Annotated in this window: 23 protein-coding genes and 1 pseudogene; 9 read left to right on the top strand and 15 right to left on the bottom strand. The window is 70.7% G+C overall.

Annotated features, from left to right (window positions below; genetic code table 11):
• Positions 1–2: 2 nt before the first annotated feature.
• The 5 genes from OG595_RS40505 to OG595_RS40485 are packed head-to-tail and all read right to left on the bottom strand — an operon-like array spanning position 3 to position 5,217.
• The gene (locus OG595_RS40505) at positions 3–1,151 is read right to left on the bottom strand and encodes an acyl-CoA dehydrogenase family protein (RefSeq protein WP_329281082.1); all 1,149 of its coding nucleotides are present in this window, start codon (positions 1,149–1,151) and stop codon (positions 3–5) included.
• Positions 1,148–1,999, bottom strand: coding sequence for an acyl-CoA dehydrogenase family protein (locus tag OG595_RS40500; RefSeq protein WP_329281080.1), 852 nt, complete (start codon positions 1,997–1,999; stop codon positions 1,148–1,150). Before OG595_RS40500 ends, OG595_RS40505 begins: the two co-directional genes overlap by 4 nt.
• Positions 1,989–2,930 (bottom strand): NADPH:quinone oxidoreductase family protein, encoded by a 942-nt coding sequence (locus OG595_RS40495; RefSeq protein ID WP_329281077.1) that lies wholly within the window; start codon positions 2,928–2,930, stop codon positions 1,989–1,991. The genes OG595_RS40500 and OG595_RS40495 overlap by 11 nt, the downstream gene beginning before the upstream one ends.
• Entirely contained in the window at positions 2,927–3,943 is a 1,017-nt protein-coding gene (locus OG595_RS40490) for a phosphotransferase family protein (protein ID WP_329281076.1), read from the bottom strand. The genes OG595_RS40495 and OG595_RS40490 overlap by 4 nt, the downstream gene beginning before the upstream one ends.
• Entirely contained in the window at positions 3,940–5,217 is a 1,278-nt protein-coding gene (locus OG595_RS40485) for an acyl-CoA dehydrogenase family protein (protein WP_329281074.1), read from the bottom strand. The genes OG595_RS40490 and OG595_RS40485 overlap by 4 nt, the downstream gene beginning before the upstream one ends.
• A gap of 175 nt (positions 5,218–5,392) precedes the next feature.
• Here OG595_RS40485 and OG595_RS40480 point away from each other — a divergent pair, with 175 nt between their 5' ends.
• The gene (locus OG595_RS40480) at positions 5,393–6,043 is read left to right on the top strand and encodes a TetR/AcrR family transcriptional regulator (protein ID WP_329281072.1); all 651 of its coding nucleotides are present in this window, start codon (positions 5,393–5,395) and stop codon (positions 6,041–6,043) included.
• 114 nt (positions 6,044–6,157) lie between these two features.
• Here the strand turns inward: OG595_RS40480 and OG595_RS40475 are convergent, their stop codons facing one another.
• Both OG595_RS40475 and OG595_RS40470 read right to left on the bottom strand, forming a co-directional pair.
• Positions 6,158–7,483, bottom strand: coding sequence for an aldehyde dehydrogenase family protein (locus tag OG595_RS40475; protein ID WP_329281070.1), 1,326 nt, complete (start codon positions 7,481–7,483; stop codon positions 6,158–6,160).
• A gap of 231 nt (positions 7,484–7,714) precedes the next feature.
• Entirely contained in the window at positions 7,715–8,068 is a 354-nt protein-coding gene (locus OG595_RS40470; RefSeq protein WP_329281068.1) for a YciI family protein, read from the bottom strand.
• Between the two features lie 98 nt (positions 8,069–8,166).
• Between OG595_RS40470 and OG595_RS40465 the strand changes: the two genes are divergently transcribed.
• Complete coding sequence (locus tag OG595_RS40465; RefSeq protein WP_329281066.1) at positions 8,167–9,213, top strand: acyl-CoA dehydrogenase family protein; 1,047 nt, start codon at positions 8,167–8,169, stop codon at positions 9,211–9,213.
• A 139-nt stretch (positions 9,214–9,352) separates the two neighbouring features.
• On the opposite strand, the gene OG595_RS40460 is transcribed toward OG595_RS40465, so the two are convergent.
• From OG595_RS40460 to OG595_RS45515, 5 genes are all read right to left on the bottom strand, one after another.
• Positions 9,353–10,498, bottom strand: coding sequence for an LLM class flavin-dependent oxidoreductase (locus OG595_RS40460; RefSeq protein WP_329281063.1), 1,146 nt, complete (start codon positions 10,496–10,498; stop codon positions 9,353–9,355).
• A 45-nt stretch (positions 10,499–10,543) separates the two neighbouring features.
• Entirely contained in the window at positions 10,544–11,722 is a 1,179-nt protein-coding gene (locus OG595_RS40455; protein ID WP_329281060.1) for an SfnB family sulfur acquisition oxidoreductase, read from the bottom strand.
• Between the two features lie 5 nt (positions 11,723–11,727).
• Positions 11,728–12,282 carry an NADPH-dependent FMN reductase gene (gene ssuE, locus OG595_RS40450; protein ID WP_329281059.1) on the bottom strand — a complete coding sequence of 185 codons (555 nt, stop codon included), beginning with the start codon at positions 12,280–12,282 and terminating at the stop codon, positions 11,728–11,730.
• Positions 12,283–12,432: 150 nt separating this feature from the next.
• Entirely contained in the window at positions 12,433–13,554 is a 1,122-nt protein-coding gene (sfnG, locus tag OG595_RS40445) for a dimethylsulfone monooxygenase SfnG (protein ID WP_329281057.1), read from the bottom strand.
• Between the two features lie 117 nt (positions 13,555–13,671).
• Entirely contained in the window at positions 13,672–13,749 is a 78-nt protein-coding gene (locus OG595_RS45515) for a putative leader peptide (RefSeq protein WP_443073384.1), read from the bottom strand.
• Positions 13,750–13,892: 143 nt separating this feature from the next.
• On the opposite strand from OG595_RS45515, the gene OG595_RS40440 reads away from it, so the two are divergent.
• The 4 genes from OG595_RS40440 (at position 13,893) to OG595_RS40425 (ending at position 16,906) form a co-directional block, all read left to right on the top strand.
• A complete protein-coding gene (locus tag OG595_RS40440; protein ID WP_329281055.1) occupies positions 13,893–14,855 on the top strand; it encodes a LysR family transcriptional regulator in 963 nt (320 codons plus the stop codon).
• A 79-nt stretch (positions 14,856–14,934) separates the two neighbouring features.
• Positions 14,935–15,375 (top strand): SPW repeat protein, encoded by a 441-nt coding sequence (locus tag OG595_RS40435; protein ID WP_329281053.1) that lies wholly within the window; start codon positions 14,935–14,937, stop codon positions 15,373–15,375.
• 123 nt (positions 15,376–15,498) lie between these two features.
• Entirely contained in the window at positions 15,499–15,783 is a 285-nt protein-coding gene (locus tag OG595_RS40430) for a GlsB/YeaQ/YmgE family stress response membrane protein (RefSeq protein WP_329281051.1), read from the top strand.
• A 241-nt stretch (positions 15,784–16,024) separates the two neighbouring features.
• Positions 16,025–16,906, top strand: a complete 882-nt coding sequence (locus tag OG595_RS40425) for a GNAT family N-acetyltransferase (RefSeq protein WP_329281049.1) — start codon at positions 16,025–16,027, stop codon at positions 16,904–16,906.
• A 34-nt stretch (positions 16,907–16,940) separates the two neighbouring features.
• Here OG595_RS40425 and OG595_RS40420 read toward each other — a convergent pair whose 3' ends face one another.
• Complete coding sequence (locus OG595_RS40420) at positions 16,941–17,717, bottom strand: GNAT family N-acetyltransferase (protein ID WP_329281047.1); 777 nt, start codon at positions 17,715–17,717, stop codon at positions 16,941–16,943.
• Positions 17,718–17,868: 151 nt separating this feature from the next.
• Positions 17,869–18,771, bottom strand: a complete 903-nt coding sequence (locus OG595_RS40415; RefSeq protein WP_329281045.1) for a GNAT family N-acetyltransferase — start codon at positions 18,769–18,771, stop codon at positions 17,869–17,871.
• Positions 18,772–18,961: 190 nt separating this feature from the next.
• Here OG595_RS40415 and OG595_RS40410 point away from each other — a divergent pair, with 190 nt between their 5' ends.
• Complete coding sequence (locus OG595_RS40410) at positions 18,962–20,593, top strand: alpha/beta hydrolase (RefSeq protein ID WP_329281043.1); 1,632 nt, start codon at positions 18,962–18,964, stop codon at positions 20,591–20,593.
• A gap of 4 nt (positions 20,594–20,597) precedes the next feature.
• Positions 20,598–20,770, top strand: a pseudogene (locus OG595_RS40405) (chemotaxis protein); the annotation flags it as partial.
• Positions 20,771–20,833: 63 nt separating this feature from the next.
• On the opposite strand, the gene OG595_RS40400 reads toward OG595_RS40405, so the two are convergent.
• Entirely contained in the window at positions 20,834–21,274 is a 441-nt protein-coding gene (locus OG595_RS40400) for an SsgA family sporulation/cell division regulator (protein WP_329281041.1), read from the bottom strand.
• 485 nt (positions 21,275–21,759) lie between these two features.
• On the opposite strand from OG595_RS40400, the gene OG595_RS40395 reads away from it, so the two are divergent.
• Complete coding sequence (locus OG595_RS40395) at positions 21,760–23,205, top strand: PP2C family protein-serine/threonine phosphatase (protein ID WP_329281040.1); 1,446 nt, start codon at positions 21,760–21,762, stop codon at positions 23,203–23,205.
• Positions 23,206–23,265: the final 60 nt, after the last annotated feature.

Below are 23,265 nucleotides of genomic sequence, written 5' to 3'. Positions count from 1 at the left end.
GGCTATCTGGGCAGGCCGAGGATGCGCTCGGCGATGATGTTGCGCTGGATCTCGGAGGTGCCGCCGGCGATGGTCCCGCCGAAGCTGCGCGCGTACCGTTCGAACCAGCTGGCGGAGAACACCTCCATGTTCATGTGGAAGTGCGGTGCCGTCGGGACGGGGTGGCGCAGGGCACCGGTGCCGTGCGCCTCAAGGGCGCGCAGGGTGGCGTTCTGCACGGCCTCCGAGCCGAACAGCTTCAGCACGGACACCTCGGCCGGGTTGCGGTCGGCGCCGAGCTGGCGGTAGCCCAGCAGCTTCAGCGCCTGGAAGTCCATGAGGAGCGTGGCGTACCACTCCTCGTCGCTCGGCGCGTCCCGGATCAGGTCCTCCAGCCGCTCGGCGTAGCTCAGCCACAGCAGGGTCCGCTCATGGCCGAGCGAGCCGTTGGCCACCTTCCAGCCCTCGTTCAGCGGGCCGATCAGGTTCTCCTTCGGCACCCGGACGTCGGTGAAGAACACCTCGTTGAAGTCGAAGTCGTCGGGAGCCGCGATGGATCCGAAGGGACGTCTGACCACGCCGTCCGTGTCGGTGGGGACGAGCAGCACGCTGATCCCCCTGTGCTTGGGCGCCTCCGGGTCGGTGCGGACGAACGTGAGCAGCACGTCCGCGTCATGGGCGCCGGAGGTCCACACCTTCTGCCCGTTGACGACGAAGTGGTCGCCCTCCAGGGCCGCGCGGGTACGCAGCCCGGCGAGGTCGGACCCGGCGCCCGGCTCGCTCATCCCGAGGGCGGCCGTCAGCTCCGCGCGCAGGATGGGCGCCGCCCACCGACGCTTCTGCTCGTCGGTGCCGAAGCTCAGGATCGAGGCCGCGATGATGCCGACGCCCTGCGGATTGAAGCTGTGGTAGATGCGGCGCCGGGACATCTCCTCGGCGTGGGCGAGCAGTTGGGGCAGGGTGGCGTTGCGCCCGCCGTACTCGGGCGGGTTTCCGGGCACCAGCCAGCCGGCGTCGAACAGTTTCCGCTGCCACGTTCGCGCCCATGGGGGCACGTCCGCGCTCGACTTCGCACGCGGTACGGCCTCCTCTGCGGTGGGCAGGTTGGCGTCGAGGAAGGCGGCGAACTCGGCCCGGAACTTCTCGATGCCGGGATCGGCGGCGAGTCTCATACCAGCAGCGCCTTCCTGTGCACGGCCGCCGTCCCCAGCAGCAGGTCACCGGCCTTGGCCCGTTTGAGGTGGATCTGGAGCTCGTTCTCCCAGGTGTAGCCCATCGCGCCGAACAACTGGAACCCGCTCTGGAAACAGAGCCGTTGGCACTCCCCCGCCGCCGCCTTGGCCATCGCCGCCGCCCTCGCGCGTTGCCTGTCGTCCTCGGCGATGGTGAGAGCCGAGTAGAGGGCGAGCGCCCGGGCCCGTTCGATCGCGACGTACATGTCGGCGGCCTTGTGCTTCACCGCCTGGAAGGACCCGATGGGCACCCCGAACTGTCGGCGCTGTTTCACGTGCGCGACCACCAGGTCGAGGATGCGCCGACAGCTGCCGACGGTGGAGATCGCCAGCCCCATCAACGCCAGCTCCGGTACACCGGCGACCAGTTCGGGGTGGTCGACCCGGGCGACATGGATCGTCGGGTCGAAGACGGCGACCCGCTCGGCGCGTACGTCGGCACCACTGCGGACGACCACACCGTCCGGGGTGAGCAGCGCGATCTCGTCCGCCCGGTCCGCGTCGAGGACGAACTCCCCGACGCCGTCGAAGACCGCCGTCCCCGAGCCGTTCGGCAGCCGTCCGGCCAGCGGCGCGAACCAGGTGGCGGTGGCCAGGAACGGCGTCGGATCGGCGGCGTACCCCAGCTCCTCCAGAATGATCGCCAACTCCACCGGAGGAGCCTCCAGCCACCCCAACTCCAGGTAGGTGGACCAGAGTTGTTCTTCGGACAGCGCCCGCGACCTGGCCACCGTCTCGCGGACCACGCGTTGCAGCATCCGCTGGTCCTCGTCGAATTCAAACTCCACGGGCGACCTCCAGAAGGACCTTGCCGATGGCATCGCGGCCCACACGCAGCGCGGCGTCCACCTCGTCGAGCGGATGGACTGCGTGGATACGGGGGTGAACGGCTCCCTCGGCGAACAGTCGGTGCAGTTCGGTACGGGCGGCGGCCAGTTTCTCCCGGTCGTGCCGGGCCCAGCCGCCGAAGTCGAAGCCATGGATCGTGACGCCCTTGAGCATCGCGAGGTTGAGCGGGACGGCCGGGATCTCGCCGCTCGCGAACCCGACACTGACGAACCGGCCGCCCCAGCGCATCCCGCGCAGCGCCTGCTCGGAGTGCGGCCCGCCGACCGGGTCGACGACGACATCGGCGCCGCCTGCTTCCCGCAGCGCCCGTTTCAGGTTCTCGTACGGCAGGACGGTGTGGGCGCCGAGTTCGGCGCAGGCGGCGCGCTTCTCCTCGCTCGACGCGACGGCGATCACCTCCGCGCCCATCAGCAGGGCGAGTTCGACGGCGGCGAGGCCGACCGCGCCCGCGGCGCCGAGCACCGTGACCCGCTCGCCCTCCTGTACGTCGGCGACCAGGCGCAGGGCGTTGAAGGCGGTGGCATGGGACACGCCGAAGGCGGCGGCGCGTTCCATGGGCACGGCGGCGGGGATCCGGTGGAGGCCGGCGGCCGGGACGGCGACGCGTTCGGCGTAGGCGCCTGTGAAGGCGGAGCCGAAGACCCTGTCGCCGGCGCCGAAGCCGTGACCGTCCCGGGCGACCACCCCCGCGAACTCGCTCCCGGGGGTGAAGGGCACCTCGGCCTTCACCTGGTAGGCGCCCTGGATCACGAGCACATCTGCGAAGTTGACCGCCGCGAAGCGCACGTCGACCGGTACCCCGCCCCGTGGTTCGGGAACCTCCTCGACGACCAGCGGGCCACCGAGGGTGTGACAGCGGACGGCCCTCACAGCCGGGTCGTCGCGGCCAGTTCGGCGGCCTGGGCGGCCATCGTCAGGACGGTGTCGCCGTAGTAGGCCATCTTGGGGTTGCCGCCCTCGCCCTTGACGTGCCGGGCGTAGCCGCCTTCGAGGACGATGGCCATCTTGAAGCGGGCCAGCACCACGTAGTAGTCGATCTCGCTCACGTCCCGGCCGCTGACCTTGGCGTAGTGCTCCAGCAGATCGGCCCGGTCGGGCATGCCCTCGTAGCTGACGTACCCCTTCTGTGTGCGGTCCTCGTCGGCGTTCGGCCAGCCCATGACGACCCAGGCGAGGTCGAGGAGCGGGTCGCCGACGGTGGCCATCTCGAAGTCGACGAGGGCGGCGAGGCGGGCGGGGGCGCCGTGCTGGAACATCACGTTGGCGAACTGGTAGTCGCCGTGGATGATGCCCGGGGTCCAGTGGCTCGGCCGGTGCGCGCGCAGCCAGGCGGCGGCGGTGTCGAGTCCGGGTATCTCGCGGAACCTGAACTTCGCCAAGTGGGCCTGCCAGCGGTCCACTTGACGGTCGTGGAAGCCGTCGGGCCGGCCGAAGCCCTCCAGGCCCCGCGCCCGCCAGTCGACGTTGCCGAGCCGGGCGATGCCCTCCACCATCTCGTAGGCCAGGCCGGGGCGCAGGGAGAGGTTGCTCCTGAAGGGCTCCGGCCAGCCGCCCTCGACGTTCATCGGCGACCAGCCGTCGACATGGCCCATGAGGTAGAAGCAGGAACCGATGACGTCGGTGTCCTCGCACACCGCGACGGCCTCCGGATGCGGAACGTCAGTCCCGTTCAGGGCGTTCAGCACCCGGAACTCGCGCAGCATGGTCTCGTCGCGGCCCGGCGGGACCTTCTCCGGCGGCTTGCGCAGGACCAACCGGCGGTCGCCGCGCCGGATTTCGTAGATGTCGTTGGAGGTGCCCCCGGAGATGAGGGAGACCTCGACGGGTTCGCCGGGGGCGATGTCCCGGCCGTCCAGCCAGCGGGCGAGCGACTCGGTGTTCACATGTTCTCCAACTGCTTGCGGGCCCACTCCCGGCGTGCGGGCAGGTGCTGGGTGGGCCAGAGTCCGGGGGTGGCCTCGTAGCCGCGCAGGAGGTCGCGGGCCACGGTGATCTTGTGGACCTCCGTCGGTCCGTCGACGACGGCCATGACGGCGGCGCCGGTCCACATGTCGGCGAAGGGCATCTCGTTGGAGACGCCCAGGGCGCCGTGCAGATGCATCGAGCGGTAGACGACGTCGTGCAGCACCTTCGGCGTCAGGAACTTGATCGTGGCGATGTCCTTGCGGACCCGCTTGTAGTCGTTGTACCGGTCGATCTGCCAGGCCGTGTAGAGGACCATCAGCCGGAACTGGGTCAACTGGGCGTAGGAGTCGGCGAGATCGGCCTGCACGAGCTGCTTGTCGGCGAGCCGGCTGCCCTGTGTCTCGCGTGACAGGGCGCGCTCGGCCATCATGTCCAGCGCCCGCCGGCACTGCCCCACAACACGCATCGCGTGGTGGACGCGTCCGCCGCCCAGCCGGGTCTGCGCGATGGCGAACGCCTGTCCCTCGCCGCCGAGCAGCGCGTCACCGGGGACGCGGACCCCGTCGTACGCGATGAGCGCGTGCATGCCGTCCTCGGGGCCTTCGCCGAGCAGCCCGACGTTGCGTTCCATCCGGATGCCGGGGGTGTCGCTCGGCACCAGGAACATCGACATGCCCTTGTACGGGCTGACGTCCGGGTCGGTCACCGCCATCACGATGACGAACTTCGAGGTGCGGGCATTGGAGGAGAAGTACTTGCGGCCGGTGATGACCCAGTCGTCGCCGTCGCGCACGGCCTGGGTGGTGAACATCGTCGGGTCGGCGCCGGCCTGTGGCTCGGTCATGGAGAAGCAGGAGAAGCACTCGCCTTCGAGCAGCGGCCGGAGGTAGCGCTCCTTCTGCTCCTCGGTGCCGTAGCGGGCGATGATCTCGGCGTTGCCGGTGTCGGGGGCCGCCGTCCCGAAGACGACGGGTGCCCAGCTCGACGCGCCGAGGATCTCGTTGATGAGGGCCAGCTTGACCTGCCCGAAGCCGCGTCCGCCGAGTTCGGGGCCGAGATGCGGGGCCCACAGCCCCTGGTCGCGGACCTGTTGCCTGAGTGCCCGGACGATCGGGCCGGTCTCGTCGTCGAGGGGATGGTAGGCCCGGTCGGGGTGGAGGAGGTCCAGTGGGTCCACGCGCTCGGCGCGGAACCTCCTGATCCACTCCAGCTTCTCCTCGAACTCGGGCTCGGTGGAAAAGTCCCATGCCATGTCAGACGACCCTCGTTTCGACGACTCGATGCCGCGCGGGCACTGCTCCGGACGTCCGCGATGCAGGCGAGAATAACATTCTCATTCCATGCAAGTAAGGGTCTCGAAAGCTGCGGTGCGTGATTCGGTAGGGAGCTTCGACTGATTACCGCTGAAGTGCAGTATCGTTCTACGCGTGACCGCCATCCCCGAAGAGCCCGCATGGCGCCAGCGCGCCGTAGAGCGATCCACCCGCGCCGCGAAACAGCGCGCCGAGCAGCGCGTTCAGCGCTTCCTGGACGCCGCGCAGGAACTCATCGCGGAGAAGGGGACGACCGACTTCACCGTCCAGGAGGTCGTCGACCGCTCGAAGCAGTCGCTGCGCAGCTTCTACCAGCACTTCGACGGCAAGCACGAGCTGCTGCTCGCCCTGTTCGAGGACGCCCTGTCCACGTCGGCCGTCGAGATCCGCGAGGCCACGTCGGGCGGCGGTGAGCCGCTGCCCCGGCTGCGGATCGCGGTGGAGATGCTGTTCGAGCAGTCACTGCCCAACCCCGGTGTCCAGCGCCCCCTGTTCAGCGACTTCGCCCTACAGCTGCTGGTCAAGCACCCCGCCCAGGTGGCCACCGCGCACCTGCCCCTGCTGAACCTGTTCACGGAACTGCTGGAGCAGGCCGCCGAGGCGGGCAGCGTCCACGCGGACAAGCCCCGCCGGCTGGCGGCACTCCTCATGCAGACCGTCATGTTCTCCGCGCAGGCCAACAGCGTCCCCTCGGACAGCCAGGCCCACCCGGTGACCGCGGACGAGGTGTGGCAGTTCTGCCTCGGCGGCATCTCGGGCGCGTGAGCCACTCCGCAGCCGCCACGCACACCTGAAAGCGATCGCCCGTCGCGCCGAGAACGTCGTTCTCTGCACGGCGGGCGATCGACGTTCCGGCCCGACGGCTGCGGGCCATGGGCGTCAGCTCAGGGGCTTCGCCAGCACCGCCTTGCGGTGGCTGAACGTCTCGATCGAGTAGCGGCCGTGATAGCTGCCCATCCCGCTCTCCCCCACCCCGCCGAACGGCAGGTCGGAAACGGTGAGATGGGCGAGCGGCAGGCCGTAGCCCACAGCGCCGGAGGACGTCTCGGCGGCGATCCGCTCCCGGGTCGTCCCGGACTCGGTGAACACGTACAGCGCGAGCGGCTTGTCGCGGTCGTTGATGAAGCCGATCGCGTCGTCCAGTCCGGGCACCGTGACGATCGGCAGGATCGGGCCGAAGATCTCCTCCCGCATCACGGGCGAGGCGGGGTCGACATCGGCGAGGACGGTGGGCGCGATGTACTTCGTCGTACGGTCCTTGACTCCGCCGGTGACGACCCGGCCCGAGTCGAGCAGGCCGCCGAGCCGGTCGAAGTGACGCTCGTTGACGATCCGGCCGTACTCGGTGGAGGTGGCCGGGTCCGCGCCGAACAGGTTCTCGACGGCCTTGGCGAGCGCGGGCTCCAGCGCGGCGGCGGTCTCCGGGTCGGTGAGGACGTAGTCGGGGGCGACGCAGGTCTGGCCGGCGTTGAGGAACTTGCCCCGGACCAGCCGGTCGGCGACGACGTCCACATCGATGCCGGTGTCGACGAACGCCGGGGACTTGCCGCCGAGTTCAAGGGCGACCGGGGTGAGGTGCTCGGCGGCGGCGCGCATCACGATACGGCCGACGGCGCCGTTGCCGGTGTAGAAGATGTGGTCGAAACGCTCGGCCAGCAGGGCCGTGGTCTCCGGAACGCCGCCCTCGACGACGGCGACCGCGTCCGTGTCCAGATACCGGGGCAGCAGCCGGGCCACGATGTCCGAGGTGGCGGGGGCCAGTTCGCTCGGCTTGACCACCACCGCGTTTCCGGCGGCCAGCGCGCCGACGACCGGGGTCAGCAGGAGTTGGACCGGATAGTTCCAGGGGGCGATGACCAGGACGACACCCAGCGGGTCGTACTGCGTCCAGGCCGTGGCGTCGGCACCGAGGCGCTCGGGGACCGGCGCGGGCTCCGGGCTCAGCCAGCCGTCGAGGTGGTCGAGGGTGTGGTCGATCTCCCGGATCGTGAAGTCGATCTCCGTGCGGTAGGCCTCGGTCGAGCTCTTGCCGAGATCCGCGTGGAGAGCGGCGGCCACGTCCTTGCCGTGCTCCGTGAGCAGTTCGCGCAGGCGGCCGAGCTGGGCCTTGCGCCACTCGACGGGCTTGGTACGGCCCGTACGGAATGTGGTGCGCAGACGCGTCACGATGTCGGCGGGCTGCTCGGGGGGCGTGGGGTGGTTCACGGTGCCTCGCTCACGGTGTTCTGATGCGGTGGTCTCGGGCGCGGAAGGCCGGCTCGATGCTCTCGACTCACATGCCAACCTTTCGCGCGGCAAAATATATTCCACATACACGAAAGTAACCGTGAGCAACCAACTGTTACTTCACGTGTCAGATCCGGTCGCTCCCGGGGATGCACTCATCGTATGAGCCATCCGAAAGTTCGCCCGGCCGAGCCGACGCCACGACGCCCGTCAGTCGTCGACCTGGCCCAGGAAGGGCCGGACCTCGACCGGCAGGGTGGTCGCCAGGGCGGCCTTGCGGCCCCACTCCAGCGCGACGTCGAGGTCGGGTGCCATCAGGAGACAGATCCCGCCCAAGAACTCCTTGTTCTCGGCGTACGGCCCTTCGGTCTCCTCGACCTCGTCGCCCATGGGCCGCAGCACGGTCGCGGCGTCCGGGCGGTGCAGTCCACCCGCGAAGACCCAGGCTCCGGCCTCGCGCAACTCGTCGTGGAAGACGCTCAGTCTGCGATTGATCTCCACCATCGACGCGGGCGCGGACGGTTCCCCGACCGGCTTCATGGCGCTGAGCAGGTAGTACTTCATCGCGTCCTCCTGGGCATCACGGCTCTGCCCCATCTCCTACACGAAGGGCGCACCTCTGAGGAGGCACAACGCACCGCGACACCGGGAGAATCTTGTCCATGACCGCCATCGCGCACCCGCTCGTCACCGTCGCCCGCCGGCTCGCCGCCGACGTCCTGGCCCCGCAGGCGGCCCGGGTCGACCAGGAAGGCGTGCCCGCGAGCAGCATCAAGGCCATCAAACAGTCGGGGCTGCTCGGGGTGGGCGCGCCGAAGGAGTACGGGGGTGCGGGCGCACCCGCCTCGGTGGCCCGGGAGGTCGCCGAGATCCTGGCCGGGGCCTGCTGCTCGACCTGGTTCGTGCAGACCCAGCACCACACGCCGGTGAAGCTGCTGACAGAATCCCAGTTCCCGGTACGGGAAAGCCTGTTGGGCTCACTGTCGACGGGCGCGCTGCTGTCCGGGATCGCCTACGCGCACCTGCGTTCCTTCCCCCGAGTCCCGGTGCGGGTCGGGTACGAGCGGGGCGGCTGGCGCTTCGACGGGACGGTCCCCTGGTACACGGGCTGGGGTCTGAACGACGTCATGCTGCTCGCGGGACTGTCCGACACGGACGAGGTGGTGTTCGCCTTCGCCGACGCGCGCGAACAGTCGGGGCTGCGCGCCTCCCCGCCCATGCGCCTGGCGGCACTCACGGCCGCCCGGACCGTCTCCCTGGAGCTGAAGGGCCTGCGGCTGCCGGAGGAGGCGGTCGTCCTGCGCACTCCGCGCGAGAAGTTCGCCCTCGTCGACCTGCCCCGGGCCGCCAACACGAACCCGGCGGTGTTCGGGGTGGCGTACGCGGCCCTCGATCTCCTCGACGCCCACCCGGACGCCACGGCGACCGCGCGCTCACTGCGCACCCGCCTCGACGCCGTACGACGCAACGCGTACGCCCTCGCGGACCACCGCCGGCCCCAGGAACACATCGCGGACCGGCTGGCGCTCAAGACCCGTGCGTACGACCTGATGCGTTCCGCGACGACCGCCGCGATCGTCGCCGGCGGCGGCCGGTCCCTGGACCTCAACAGTCCCGCCCAACGCCTGGCCCGCGAGGGCCTGTTCCTGCTGGTACAGGCCCAGACGACGGACGTACGCGGCGCCCACCTCGCCGCACTGGCCGACTGACCGCCGAGGGGCGCGGAGTGCCCCCTCAGGGGCGCGGGGAACTGCGCGACAAGCCCCCACGGACCCGCAGCATGAGAACTGCCGATCCCGGGGAGCGCCCAGAACGTGTCCCTGGGTCGATCAGTTGATCCGATACCTCCTAACTCGCGAACGGCACCTGTGCCTCCGGGGCGGCGGCCGACGCGAACGGATGCCTCCACAGCCCCCGCGCGGCCAGCCGCGGCAGCACCCCCTCGCCGAACCAGTACGCCTCCTCAAGGTGCGGATAGCCGGAGAGGACGAACTCGTCGATGCCCAGGGCGTGGTACTCGGCGATACGGTCGGCGACCTCGTCGTGGCTGCCGACGAGGGCGGTGCCCGCCCCGCCGCGCACCAGGCCGATGCCGGCCCAGAGGTTGGGGTGGATCTCCAGCCCGTCCCGGTTGCCGCCACCGTGCAGCGCGAGCATCCGCTGCTGTCCCTCCGACTCGCTGCGGGCCAGCCCGGCCTGGATGTCCCGTACGGTCTTCGGGTCGAAGCCCGCGAGGATCCGGTCCGCCTCCGCCCACGCCGCCTCGGCGGTGTCGCGGGTGATGACGTGCAGCCGGATGCCGAACCGCAGCGTGCGCCCCTGCCTGGCGGCCAGCCCCCTGACCCAGGCGATCTTCTCGGCGACCTGCGCCGGTGGCTCGCCCCAGGTGAGGTAGACGTCGACGTGCCGGGCGGCGACCTCACCGGCGATGGGCGAGGAGCCCCCGAAGTACACCTCGGGGATCGGATCGGGCACCCGCGCCAGTTTGGCGTCCTCGACGCGGAGGTGCTCACCGGTCAGGCTGACCGTCTTGCCCTCCCACAACCCCCGTACGACTTCCAGGAATTCGCCGGTACGACGGTACCGGGCGTCCTTGTCGAGGAAGTCGCCGTAGGCCTTCTGTTCGTGGCTCTCGCCGCCCGTGACCACGTTGAGGAGGAGCCGTCCGCCGGTCTGGCGCTGGAAGGTGGACGCCATCTGCGCGGCGAGGGTCGGGGAGACAGAGCCGGGGCGGAAGGCGACCAGGAACTTCAGGCGCTCGGTGTGCTGGCTGACCATGGCGGTGGTCAGCCAGGCGTCCTCGCACCAGGCACCGGTGGGAGTGAGCGCGCCGACGAAGCCCAGATCCTCGGCGGCGCGGGCGATCTGGCCCAGATAGGCGACCGTCGGCGGCCGGTCCTGCCCGAAGGCGGTGGCCGGGGTGCCGTGACCGCCGCCGACGACGTGGCGGCTGTCGCCGTTGGTGGGGAGGAACCAGTGGAAGGTGAGGGACACCGCAGATCTCCGATCGGGAATGTCGCGTACGTGGCGCGGGTCGCGTTACAGCAGGCCGTGGCGGGGCGGTTTCGTGCCGTTCAGCACGTAGCGGCCGATGTGCTGGATCTTCCAGCGGACCGGGTCGTGCAGGGTGCGGGCGTCGCGCCAATGCCGGTGCAGATTCAGCGAGTTGAGAGCCGAGCGGGTTCCGGCGACCTCGAAGAGGGCGCCGGTGATCTCCACGGCGGCGGTCGTCGCGTGCGCCTTGGCGACGGCCACCGCGATGGACGCCTCGGCCGCCGAGTCGTCGGTGAGGTCGGCGCGGGCCGCGTCCACGGCACGGGCAGCCTCGCGCAGCAACGCCTCGGACGCCCGTAGCCGGACGGCGAGTTCACCGAACCGCTGGATCAGCAGCGGGTCGTCGTCGGCGGTCCCGGCGCCGCTCTCGAACCAGGGGCGGCTCTTGGTCCGGACGAACTCCGCGGCCTCGGTGAGCGCGCCCCCGGCGATGCCCACGTCGATGGCGGTGTGCAGCAACTGGGCCACGGCACCGTGGAGTTGCGGTCCCCGGAAGGTGAGGTGGTGCGGGAGGACCCGGTCGGCCGGGACGGGGACCGCGTCGAGCCGGACGGTGCCGCTGGCCGTCGTGCGCTGGCCCATGCCGTCCCAGTCGTCCACGACCGTGAGGCCGGGCGCGTCGTGCGGGACGTACGCCACATGCAGGTTGTCGTCCTCGGTGCGGGCGAGGACCGGTATCCAGTCGGCGAACAGGGCGCCGGTGGAGTAGTGCTTGACACCGGTCAGGACGAACGAGCCGTCCGGCTGCCTGTCCAGGCGGGTGCGGATGTCCTGGACGTTCTTCGTGCCCGCCTCCGACTGGGCGTTGCCGAACCGGCGCCCCGCGAGAATCTCGCCGAAGAAGAACTCCCTCTGCTCGGACGTGCCCTGACGGCGAATCACATTGACGTACACGAAGTGGTTCTGCGGGATCTGGGCGAGACTGGCGTCGGCCGAGGCGAGCAGGCGGAAGATCTCGGCCAGGGTCTCCTGGCGTACGTCCGCTCCCCCGTACCCGGCGGGCACGGTGACCGCGAGCAGTCCCGAGGCCGAGAGACGGTCCAGCTCCGCCCGTGGGAGCCGTCGTTCGGCGTCCCGCGCGGCGGCCCCGGTGCGGAACTCGTCCGCCAGGGCCGCCGCCACGGTCAGGGCCTCCACGTCGTCGGCGACGACTTTCGCGGTCATGCGGGTCAGACCGCCGCGGCGAGGAGCGGGGAGCGGCCGAGCGCCGCCGAGAACTGGTCGAGGACCTGGGTGAGGGCCTCGGCGGTGGCCGGGGCGACCGCGATGGAGCCGTCCTCGTGTGCGGTGATGTCCTTGTCGAGGGTGAACCAGCCCTGGACGATGTGGGCGGCGCCCATGGAGTTGAGGACCGGCCGCAGGGCGTAGTCGATGGCCAGGACATGGGCGGTGGTGCCGCCGGTGGCGAGCGGCAGCACGGTCTTGCCGGTGAGGGCGTACTGCGGGAGCAGGTCGAGGAGCGCCTTCAGGACACCGGAGTAGGACGCCTTGTAGACCGGGGTGCCGATGACGACGCCGTCGGCGCGGGCGAACAGCTCGGTGGCCTCGACGATCGCCGGGTGCCGGAAGTCGGCCCCGAGGAGGGCCTCGGGGGGGATCGTGCGTACGTCGAGCGGGATCACCTCGTGCCCCTGGGCGACGAGACGGGTGTCCAGGTGACGCAGGAGTTTGCCCGTACGGGAAGAGACGGAGGGGCTGCCGGAGACGGACAGGACGGTGGCCATGGGTCCTCTTTCGGGAGGCTTGCCGGGATCCCGGGGCGCCTGTGCGTGGCAGGCGTCCGGGGCGAGCGGGCGGTCGGGGATGCCGGGCGGCGGGCGAAGCGGTGCTCAAGGTGGACCTCTGCCGCGGCGGCCGTGCGTACGGGACGGGCGTCAGGCGTGGACCGCTACGGACTCGGCCTCGTTCTGCGGGAGTTGGGCTTCGAGCTCACGGACCAGGGGCAGGACCCGGCGGCCGAAGTACTCGACCTCCTCGTGGTAGTGCAGGAAGCCGAGGAGGAGCAGGTCTACGCCGAGGCGCTTGTAGGCGACGATCCGCTCGGCGATCTGTTCCGGGGTGCCGATGAGCCCCGTACGGAAGCCGTCGTTGTACTGGACGAGGTCCTCGAAGGTGGAGTCCTGCCACATGCCCTTGCCGTCACCGGCGGACTGTCCGGCCTGCTTGACAGCGGCGCCGAACCCCTCGACGGCCTCCCGGTCGGCGTTCGCGACGATCTCGCGGAGCGTCTCGCGGGCCTCGGCCTCGGTGTCACGGGCGATGAGGAAGCCGTTGAGGCCGACCTTCGGTGCCCGGCGGCCGACTTGGGCCGCCGATGCCCGTACGTCGGCGATCTGCTCGACGACTCCGTCGAAGTCGTTGCCGTTGGAGAAGTACCAGTCGGAGACCCGGCCCGCCATGGCGCGGGCGGCGGTGGAGTTGCCGCCCTGGAAGATCTCCGGGTGCGGGCGCTCAGGGGTGTTGAGGGGTTTGGGCTTGAGGGAGAAGTCGCGCAACCGGTAGAAATCTCCGGCGAGTTCGGTGTGGTCCTCGGTCCAGATCTGGCGCAGGGCTCGGATGAACTCCTCGGAGCGGCGGTAGCGCTCGTCGTGCTCCAGCCACGGTTCGCCGAGGGCGGTGAACTCGCCCTTGAACCAGCCGCTGACGACGTTCACGGCGAAGCGGCCGTTCGACAGGTGGTCGGCGGTGGCGCCAAGTTTGGCCAGGACTCCCGGGTGCCACAGGCCCGGGTGGACGGCGGCTATGACCTTCAGGCGCTGGGTGGCGAGGAGCAGGGCGAGGCTGAAGCTGGTCGACTCGTGCTGGAACTCGGCGCCGTAGCTGGCCATGTAGCGGACCTGGCTGAGCGCGTACTCGAAACCGTTGTTCTCGGCGAGGACGGCGAGTTCCCGGTTGTAGTCGTAGCCCCAGTCGGTGCGCTGCTCGATCCGGCTGGTGACGAGTCCGCCACTGACGTTGGGGACCCAGTAGGCGAATTTCACGGGCTCTGCGGACATGCGGAACTCCTGTTGCGGAATGCGTTTTCGGGCACGCCGATCACCGCCCGGAATGACATCCGGCAAAAGCTCAGGCGGTCGCGGAATCGGAACGGGCGCGGCGGATCAGGATGGGGATCAGGCCGCGGGGTAACAGGAGGCGCTGGAGACGCGCGCGAGGTCGACGTGCCGTCGCCGCGTGAGGTCCAGTCGCATCTTCATGTCATCGATCGTGACAGTCGCCGAAGAAGGCAGTCAAGGAAAACCCGACCGGTCTCGTATCCCGGACCACCTGATTTCACGAAGGTGTGACAGGGAAACCCTTGAACGGGCCGCTCGTGCGTCCGCATTCTGCTGCGGTGCGTATTGAACAGCTGGAATACATCGCGGCGGTCACCCGGCTCGGTTCACTGCGCCGGGCGGCGGAGGAACTCCGCCTGTCACAGCCCGCGTTGAGCGAGACCGTGCGCAATCTGGAGCGCGAACTCGGGGTCGACCTGCTGGAGCGGAAACGGTCCGGGGCGACGATGAGCGCGGAGGGCCGGGAGCTGCTGCCGCACATCATCGACGTCCTCGACGCGGTGGACCGGCTGCGGGGCGCCGCGGGCGAGCAGCACCGCATCAGCCGCATGGTGCGCGTCGGCACGGTGAACGCGGCGACCGTGCCGCTGCTCATCCCCGCCGTCCGGGAGTTCCGCGCGACGCACGGGCTGACGCAGGTGGAGGTGGTGGACGTACAGCAGGCGGAGATCCACCGGGGGCTCACGGAGGGCGGTTTCGACCTCGGGCTGGTGAACCAGTTGGAGGGTGACGACGTCCCCACCGGCTTCGAGAGCACCGAACTGCTGCGCGGACGGCCCGTGGTGTGTGTACGTCCGGACAGTCCCCTCGCCGCCCGGGCGGCGGTGCCGGTGGCCGACCTGCTCGCCGGGCCACTGATCGCGATGCGCTCCGGATACGTCATGCACCGCTACCTGCACCGGCTGCTGGAGGGCCACGGCGTGGCCTTCGCGTACTCCACGGACGGCGCCGAGATGGGCAAGCTGATGGTCGCTGAGGGGCTCGGGGCGACGGTGCTGCCCGACTTCAGCGTGATCGGCGACCCGCTGGAACGGCGGGGCATCCTCACCTACCGGCCGATCGCGGAGGACGACACCACCCAGGTGCTGCTGACCCTCCAGCGCCGCCGCGCGGAATCCGTGCCCCTGGCCGCGCGCGACCTGCACGAGGTGTTCGTGCGCCGGGCCAGGGAGCTGGGCGGGACACTCACCGTGCAGGGTGGGTCACCCAGCATCACTGGGCTGCACATAAGGGATAAATAAGAGCACAATATGGGTAAGCGGCGTTCACCGCATACCGCAACAGAAGCGGTCAGGCCTGCACAGTCGAAGGAGACGAGTCATGGCCAATGTCTCGCACACCAGTGGCGACATCCACAGTCACCCTGATGTATCCGAAATGCGGGCGCGGTACGCCCGTATGCTCGGCGGTCGCGATGTGGCGCTCGTGGACGGACCGGTGTTCCTCGTCGGTCTGTACTGCGCGGCATCCCCCTGGATCCTCCACTACACGACAAGCCAGCCCCCGCTCGTGACCCACAACCTGATCATGGGCATCGCGATCGGCCTGCTGGCCCTCGGGTTCACCAACACTCCGGAACGCATGTACGGCCTCAGCGGGGCCCTGTGTGCGATGGGCATCTGGATGATCGTCTCGCCGTGGATCGTCGGCGACAGCCCCGACGCGGGTGTCGTGCTGAACAACGTCATCATCGGCGCCCTGGCCCTGTTCCTGGGGCTGTTGAGTGCGGGCGCGACAGCGAGAAGTGCCCCCAGGGCATAGGTGACAGCGGCCCGGTCCCCGCCAGGGACCGGGCCCGCTCGCCCTTCAGCACGCCGGCGGACTGTCCGAGGCCGCAGTGGGCAGGAGAGAGGATGTAGCCAACTCCGGCGTATTGGGGCGGAAATGACGATCTCCAGCATCATCGGTGCCATCATCATCGGCACCGTCATCGGCATCCTGGGCCGGCTCGTCATCCCGGGGCGCCAGCGCATCGGCATCCTCTGGACGATCATCGTCGGCATCGCGGCAGCGCTCATCGGATCGGCGATCGCCGCCGGGTTCGACGTGTCCGACACGGACGGCATCGACTGGGTCGAGTGGCTCATCCAGATCGGGCTCGCCGCCCTCGGAGTGGCCGCGCTGGACCGGGCGAAGTCGCCGCGCCGCACACGCAGCAGGCGGCGGTAGGAAGGGCGAGCAGCCTGTGGTCCGGGTTCCGTCGGAGCGCTGGACCGCGCAGGGGCACCGGGAACCGCGCGACCGGCCTCCGGCGGGCCCGCACCCGACAGCCGGCCAGGACGCCGGAACTCCGTTGCGGACAGTGAGCGACCGGGGCTAGCTTCGGCGGGCCCACCGCACCGTGCGTACCAACGCGCACGATGCGGCCGTCGTACTGCCCGCACGGCCATCTCAGCATCACGGAGACCTCTTGCCCCCGCGCATCACCGCACTCGCCGATCCCGCACCCGGCGCGTCGAGCCGACGGCTCGCCTGGCTGGCCGCCGACCCGGGCGGTGTACCGCTCGGCTCCGCCTTCCTGCGCCTGTTCACCAGGGAGGGCCAGGAGCATCTCGCCGAACTGGAGATCTCGGTCCACCGCGCCGAACGGCGGCAGGGCGTGGGCACCCGGCTCCTGGAGGCCGCCGTCGCCGCGGCCCGGGACGACGGACGACGGTCGGTCGTGGCGCAGGCCGAGGAGGGCTCCCCCGGCGACCGTTTCCTCGCGGGCCGGGGTTTTCAGCGGGTGCTGACTCTGGCGTACGCCCGGCTGGTGCTCGCCGACGCGGACCTGACGGAGATCACCCGGCTCGCCGAACTCCCGCACCCCGGCTACCGGTTGACCGCGTGGGAGGGTGCCGTGCCGCCCGAACTGGCGCGGAGCTACGCCGACTCGCGCCGCGCCATGGACGACATGCCGATGGAGGACACCGACTACGGCACGGTCGTGTGGGACGTCGACCGCGTCCTGGCGGCGGCCGAGGCGGTCGCCGGGCGCGGCGACCTGCTGCACACCGTGGCCGTGCTGGACACGGCGGACGGGTCGGTCGTCGGCTTCTCCGAGCTGGTGGCGCCGGGCGACGGCCGGGGGGACGCACAGCACTACGGCACGGCGGTGCTGCCCGAGCACCGCGGACGCGGCCTCGGCCGCTGGATGAAGGCCGAGTCGATCCGCCGGGCCCGCCGGCACCACCCCGGGCTCACCGGGCTGGTCACCGACACCGCGACCGGCAACACGCCGATGCTCGCCATCAACGACGAACTGGGGTACGTGTCCACGCACAGGGCGGTGGAGTTCCAGCTCGGGCTGTGAGACCGGCGCCGTCCCGCGGTCCGGACGTCCCGGGTCAGGACTCGTACACGTAGGGCGTCGTCGTGGTGAGCGGTTCGAAGCCGAGGCGTTCCAGGACGGGCCTGCTCTGGTGGGAGGCGTCGACCTGGAGGTAGCGGTAGCCGCGCTTCACGGCGTCGCGGGCCCGGTGGGCGACCAGTGCGCGGTAGATGCCCCGGCCGCGCCAGCCCTCGACGGTGCCGCCGCCCCACAGACCGGCGAACCGGGTACCGGGTACGAGTTCCATGCGGGCCGCGCTCACCGGCTCGTCACCGGCCAGCGCCACAACGGCCGTGACCGTGTCCGGGTCGTCGGTGAGCCGGGCGAGCAACTGGTGCCGCATCCGGGAGCTGTCGGTGCCGAACGCCTTCTCGTGCACGTCCGCCACGAGTTCGACACCGGCCCGGTCGGTCACCGGGACGAGGCGGATCCCCTCGGGCGGCTCGGTGTCGAAGGTCAGACCGGCGACCTCACCGATCATCAGCGTCTCCTCGGGTTCGGGCGTGAACCCCGCGGTCCGCAGCCGTTGCCCCAGGTCGATGGGCAGGTCGTGGCCGTAGAGCTTCCACTCGAACGTGCGCCCGAGATCGCCGTAGTAGCGGATCTGCTCGGCGATCGCCTCTTCGGCCCGCGCCGCGTCGAGGTCGGACCAGACGACGCCGTTCCACCCCTGGGCGTCGGCGACCTGGCGCACCACCCCGCCCACCCGTTCGATCCGGGCGCCTGGCCCGTCGGGCTGCGCCCCTTCGCGCATGTCCCGGTCGTAAAGGGCGAGCACTCCTACATGATCCATGCCGTTACTCCAGCATCCCCATGCGGCAAGCGCAACGGTATTGGCGACCGCAATACGTCACCTCCTGACACATTCGCACCTGCGAATTACTGTTCGGTGCCGCCACGGTGCCGTCCCGCCCCGGCAGAGCGGACCATGCAGGGCCTCGCCGCTACCCGAGTTCGAGCGTCGTCACCCCGAAGATCCGCTCCCGCGCGAACTCCCGCACGGGGCCCGTGTACATGCGTGCCGTCTCGAAGGACGGCGTGAAGTCCGCCTCCTCCACCATCGCGACGGCGGGCGCGTTCGGCTCGGGGACGTCGATCGCGACCGCCGACCCGGCCACCTCGGCCGTCAGCGCGGCGAAGAGCGCCCGGGCGTCCTCGGCGGTGTCGGCGAACAGCGGGCCGATGCGGTGCGCGTCCCGGCCGGGGCGGACGACTCCGTAACCGGTGAGGGCACGGCTCGCGTTACCGCCGCCGGCGCCGCCGGTGACGGTCTCGCGCACGAAGGCCCGATGGCCGGGGGCCATCAGCCAGTACTCCAGGAAACGGGGCCGGTCGGCGGGGTTGCAGGAGGCGTCGTACGCCGTGATCGCCGCCAGATCCTCCCGCCGTACGGGACGCACCCGTGCCGGGGTCCCGGCGGCGGGGGCGGTTCCGGTGAACCGGACGGTGCGGTAGGCGGGTTCGAAGCCCGAGCGGCGGTAGTTGTGCTGCTGGGCGACGACTCCGTCGAGGCCCACGGTACGGCTTCCGGCATGGGCCAGCGCGGTCTTCCAGGTGGTGATCCCGTAGCCACGGCCGCGCAGATCCGGACGGACCAGATAGAAACCCAGAAAGGCGTACGCGTCCCCGTAGTTGACGACCGAGATCGCCGAGACCGGCTCCCCGCCGACCCTGCCGACGAAGAAGCCCTCGGGGTCCTGGGCGAAGAACCCGGCGGTGTCCGACAGCCCCGGGTTCCAGCCCTCGTCGGCCGCCCACCCGGTGACCACCGGCCAGTCCTCGGGCGTGGCCCGGGTGACGACAAGGTCTTCGGGAGCCGCGGAAGGAGAGTCTGCGGAGGAGGTCATGGACGGGCTCCGTTCCGTTCGGTGGGGGGATGCGGCACCATCCGACCACGGATCCGGAAAGGACCGCGACCAGCCGACACCGCAGCCCGCACGCGGAGCCGCCCGCCGGGAGGCGAGGCCCCGAGGGCCCGCTTATCGTGTTCGAGGGCGCCGTCCCGGTCCGCAGCCGGGCCCGCCCCTGGAGGCACTCATGCGGTCCGCGTACCGACGCCGGGCTCTCGCCTCGGCCGCGACCCTCGCCCTGCTGGGTACGGGTGCGCCGACGGTGGCCGCGGCGGAAGACGAGCCCGGTCTGTCCCGCTTCTACCACCAGAAGATCAAGTGGTCGTCCTGCGCCGGCGAGGCGGCGATGGACGACGTACCGACGGACGACCTCCAGTGCGGCAGGGTCACCGTGCCGCTCGACTACGCGAAGCCCGGCGGCGGCACCCTCGACCTGGCGATGGCCCGCTACCGGGCGACCGGCGGGTCCCGGGGCTCCGTGCTGCTGAACTTCGGCGGGCCCGGTGGCGCGGGCGTAAGTCAACTCGCCTATGACGGCAAGGACTTCATGGGCCTGACGAACGGCTACGACGTGGTCACCTTCGACCCGCGCGGTGTCGGCAGGTCCTCCCCCGTCAGCTGCGGCGAGGGCACGGACACGGACGCCGATGTGGCCGGCGGCGCGGCCGGGGACGATCCGGGTGCCGTCCTCGAACAGCTGCGCAGGGCCGCCCAGGCCTGCGTACGGCACTCCGGGCCCGTCCTGCGCCACATCGGCACCGTCGACGCCTCCCGCGACCTCGACGTGATGCGTCAGGCCCTCGGCGACAAGAAGCTCAACTACCTGGGATTCTCGTACGGGACCCGCCTCGGCGCGGTGTATGCGGCGCAGTTCCCCAAGAAGGTGGGCCGGTTCGTCCTCGACGGCGTCGACACCCTCACCGAATCGCTCGCCGAGCAGGGTCTCGCGGGCGCCGCCGGTCAGCAGACCGCGCTGGACAGCTTCCTCAACTGGTGCGTGACGGACATCGCCTGCCCGTTCGGACAGGACGCGCGCATCGCCCGCCGCCGGGTCGTCGACCTGGTCGCCTCGCTCGACCGGGACCCGGTGCCGACCGGCTACGGCGACCGTTTCTCCGGCCAGGACCTCGTGGGAGCCATCGGCCAGGGGCTCTACAGCAGGCGGATGTGGTCACCCCTGGAGCGGGCCCTCGCCGCACTGGTCGAGGACGGGGACGCACGAGGGATCATGGGGTTCGGCGGCGGAGGTGTCGCCGTCCCCATCCTGCCTCGGCAGAAGCCCGTACGACAGAGCTCCGTACCGCGGAGCCCCGTACCGCGGAGCCCCTCCCCCGATTCCGACGGCGGGCTCGTCGACGAGGTGGAGGTACCGATCGACAACCTGCCCGCCGCGCTGATGGCGGTCAACTGCGCGGACGACCCCGACCGGCCCACCGCGGCCCGGATCACCAAGGATTTCGCCGCTCTGCGTGCCACGTACGAGAAGGCCTCCCCGGTGTTCGGCCGCTACCGCCTCACCGAGGTCCTGACGTGTTACGGCCGCCCCAGGGGCACGGACTTCATCCGCACGCGGGTACGGGACGTCGACACCCCGAAGATGCTCCTGGTGGGCACACGCGGCGACCCGGCCACGCCCTACCGCTGGACCACGGAGACGGCCGAGCGGCTCGGCCCGTCGGCGGTGGTCCTCGACAACAAGGGCGAGGGGCACACCGGGTACGCCTCCTCGAAGTGCGTGCACCGGACGGTCGACGCGTTCCTGCTGTACGGCTCCCTGCCGCCCGACGGCAGCTCCTGCGGCGCGGACGACGCGGGCTGAGAGCCGCATCCGCGTGACGGTACGGGACGACGGCGGCGGCGGCGACCAGCTGTGCCAGCCGGGAGCGGCGACCTCGACGCCCGCGAGGACATCGTGGACGAGATCGTGGAGCGGTGCCTCGACACCGGGGCTGAGGTCCGCTTCGTACCGGACGGGACGCTCGCCGAGGCGGGGGGATCGCCGGCGTGCCGCACCAACGGCCTCCGCGTCACCGGTCCCCGGGCAGCGCCCGCTCCGCCCTCACTGCTCCCTGCCCTCGCTCCCCGCCGACGGGGCGCCGAGAAGGTCCGCCAGGCCGCGGTCGACGGCGTCCCCGAGGTCCTCTCTCCCGGCCGCCACGACGGCGAACGTACGGAGCAGGAACCGGCGCAGGGCGGGGGTGCCGAACTGGAGCAGGGCCAGGCCGTGCGGCGAGTGGAGTTCCAGGACCGTGCGTGCGGGGCCGCAGGGCCAGATGTGGACGTCACCGCCCCCGGCAGGACGCCGTACTCCTTCCTCCAGCAGGCTCCGGGCGAAGGTCCAGCTCACCACCTCGCCGTCCAGGGCGACCTCGGCCGGGAAGTCGATGTGCACGGCCAGCGGATCCGTCGAGGCGTAGCGAAGCGTGGCGTGCACGGGGAGCTCCTGCTCCTCCGAGGTGATCAGGCGTGCACGCGCGGGCTGTTCGAGGGTGACATCCATGGCAGTCTCCGCTCCGGTTCGGGCCGACGATGGTGATGCCGACGCGTTGTGCCGACGTGGTGTTACGACCCCTAAATGGCCCCTCCGATTACGCGGAATCCGCAGCTAATAATGTGAGCTGCATCACTAATGCGCGTGGTTTTCCGCATGGATCACGGACTGCTGGGCGATTCGGGGGCAACCTGGCGATGCGCCCCCGCACCACATCGCCATGCATCGCACAAAAGACCGTCGAACACTCGCTTGAATGAGTTGGCCCTCATCTTCATCGCTCCACCAAGTCGCGTACCCCACCTACGACTTGGCACGCCCGGCACATACCGTCTCCGCACCAGGAAACTCGTCCAAGAAGACTGTGGCATATGCCAGAAGCACCACCGCCCCGTGTGTTGCCAAATCCCTTACAGGGCGTCGCAGGCTGTGCAACAGTCGTAACCGGTCCTTCCGTCAGCCTTGGTCGAACCGTCCCTTCATCGGAGTGCGTCATGCCGCCCCATCTCTCCGCGGACCGTCCAGCCGCCCAACCGCCCTCGCGCGGCTCGGTCGACGCGCTCATCACGCGGACCCGACAGCTCAAAGGTGACGTGGACGCCGTGCGCCGGGACACACCCGCCGACGGATCGGACCCGCAGGGACGCTGGCAGCGCGCTCTGTACGACCTGGCGCTGCATCAACTCAGCGACCTCGACGAACACCTGGCCCAGCTGCGGGACGGTCCGCAGCCCCTGCCCGAGGCTCCCGTCGCCGCCGAGGCAGTACCCGCTGCCGTCCGCGCCGCACCGGCCACCCCCCGGCACGACTCGCTCCTCAGCCGGGTCGGCAGCGCGGAGTGGAATCTCCTCAACGACGAGGCCAGCTGGTCCGGTGAGCTCTACCAGATCCTCGGCCGGGACCCCGCCGCCGACCCGCTCACTCTCGACGAGCTGCCCTCCCTGGTCCTCGACGAGGACCGGCCGAGGCTCACCGCGATGGTCACGGACTGTCTCATCGACGCCAAGCCGATAGACGGTGAGTTCCGCATCCTGCGGCCCGACGGCGGCATCCGGACCGTGCACATGATGGGCGAGCCCGTGCTCGACGCCGACGGCAGCACCGCCTCGATGTGGGCCGTGCTGCGGGACGTCAGCGAACTGCGACGCAGCCAGCGGACGGTGAGCGAGACCCGCGACTCGTTGCAGCGCCACCGGCACCACGCGCAGTCCGAACGCCGGCTCGCGGTCGAACTGCAGGAGGCGGTGCTGCCGCCGTGGCGCGGCTCCCTGCGACTACCGCACCAGGGGCCGCAGGCCCTGGACCTCGCCGCCCACTACCTCCCCTCCTCGACAAGCGCGCTGATCGGCGGCGACTGGTACGACGCGCTCGAACTGTCCGACGGCGACACGCTGTTGAGCGTCGGCGACCTCACCGGCCACGGGGTGACCGTGACCTCGGGCATGGCGATGCTGCTGGGCGCGCTGCGCGGCATGGCCGTCGCGGGCACGCAGCCGGGGCAACTCATGACCTGGCTCAACCAGTTACTCGACGCGGCCGTCCAGCCGGCGCTGGGCAGCGCGGTGTGCTGCCGCTACCGTCCCGAGACCCGCACCCTCACCTGGGCCCAGGCAGGCCACCCCGCCCCGCTGCTGTTCCGCGACGGGACGGGACGCATGCTGACCCCACCGGACGGCGTTCTGCTCGGCGCCACCTCGGGCGCCGTCTACGGACAGGCCGAGGAGACCCTCGAACCCGGCGATGTGCTCCTCCTGCACACCGACGGACTGGTGCCCGGACGCCGCGAAGGCACCGCCGCCGCGCACCGCCTGCTCGAACTGGCCCCCCGCTTCGACGAGGCGCGGACCGCGCAGGAATGTGTACGGGCGGTGGTGGAGGAGTTCGGCGAGACCGAGCGAGAGGACGACGCCTGCGTACTGATCGCCAGGGTGACCCCGTAAAGGTCACGGCATCGCGACCCTCAGGGCCCCGTAGCGGTCAGGGCGAGGCCCGGCAGGCGG

The sequence above is a fragment of the Streptomyces sp. NBC_01451 genome, from assembly GCF_036227485.1.
Taxonomy (GTDB): domain Bacteria; phylum Actinomycetota; class Actinomycetes; order Streptomycetales; family Streptomycetaceae; genus Streptomyces.
Note: the sequence above shows the minus strand (reverse complement) of the source record. Positions and strands in the feature narration are given on the sequence as shown.

Bases quoted from the DNA above. Each gene is read 5' to 3' on its own strand.
- OG595_RS40470 (WP_329281068.1), bottom strand. From the start codon at position 8,068: ATGAAGTACTACCTGCTCAGCGCCATGAAGCCGGTCGGGGAACCGTCC.
- OG595_RS40435 (WP_329281053.1), top strand. From the start codon at position 14,935: ATGGCCAATGTCTCGCACACCAGTGGCGACATCCACAGTCACCCTGAT.
- OG595_RS40455 (WP_329281060.1), bottom strand. From the start codon at position 11,722: ATGACCGCGAAAGTCGTCGCCGACGACGTGGAGGCCCTGACCGTGGCG.
- OG595_RS45515 (WP_443073384.1), bottom strand. From the start codon at position 13,749: ATGCGACTGGACCTCACGCGGCGACGGCACGTCGACCTCGCGCGCGTC.
- OG595_RS40485 (WP_329281074.1), bottom strand. From the start codon at position 5,217: ATGGCATGGGACTTTTCCACCGAGCCCGAGTTCGAGGAGAAGCTGGAG.
- OG595_RS40395 (WP_329281040.1), top strand. From the start codon at position 21,760: ATGCCGCCCCATCTCTCCGCGGACCGTCCAGCCGCCCAACCGCCCTCG.
- OG595_RS40420 (WP_329281047.1), bottom strand. From the start codon at position 17,717: ATGGATCATGTAGGAGTGCTCGCCCTTTACGACCGGGACATGCGCGAA.
- OG595_RS40465 (WP_329281066.1), top strand. From the start codon at position 8,167: ATGACCGCCATCGCGCACCCGCTCGTCACCGTCGCCCGCCGGCTCGCC.
- OG595_RS40410 (WP_329281043.1), top strand. From the start codon at position 18,962: ATGCGGTCCGCGTACCGACGCCGGGCTCTCGCCTCGGCCGCGACCCTC.
- OG595_RS40505 (WP_329281082.1), bottom strand. From the start codon at position 1,151: ATGAGACTCGCCGCCGATCCCGGCATCGAGAAGTTCCGGGCCGAGTTC.
- sfnG (WP_329281057.1), bottom strand. From the start codon at position 13,554: ATGTCCGCAGAGCCCGTGAAATTCGCCTACTGGGTCCCCAACGTCAGT.
- OG595_RS40430 (WP_329281051.1), top strand. From the start codon at position 15,499: ATGACGATCTCCAGCATCATCGGTGCCATCATCATCGGCACCGTCATC.
- OG595_RS40415 (WP_329281045.1), bottom strand. From the start codon at position 18,771: ATGACCTCCTCCGCAGACTCTCCTTCCGCGGCTCCCGAAGACCTTGTC.
- ssuE (WP_329281059.1), bottom strand. From the start codon at position 12,282: ATGGCCACCGTCCTGTCCGTCTCCGGCAGCCCCTCCGTCTCTTCCCGT.
- OG595_RS40400 (WP_329281041.1), bottom strand. From the start codon at position 21,274: ATGGATGTCACCCTCGAACAGCCCGCGCGTGCACGCCTGATCACCTCG.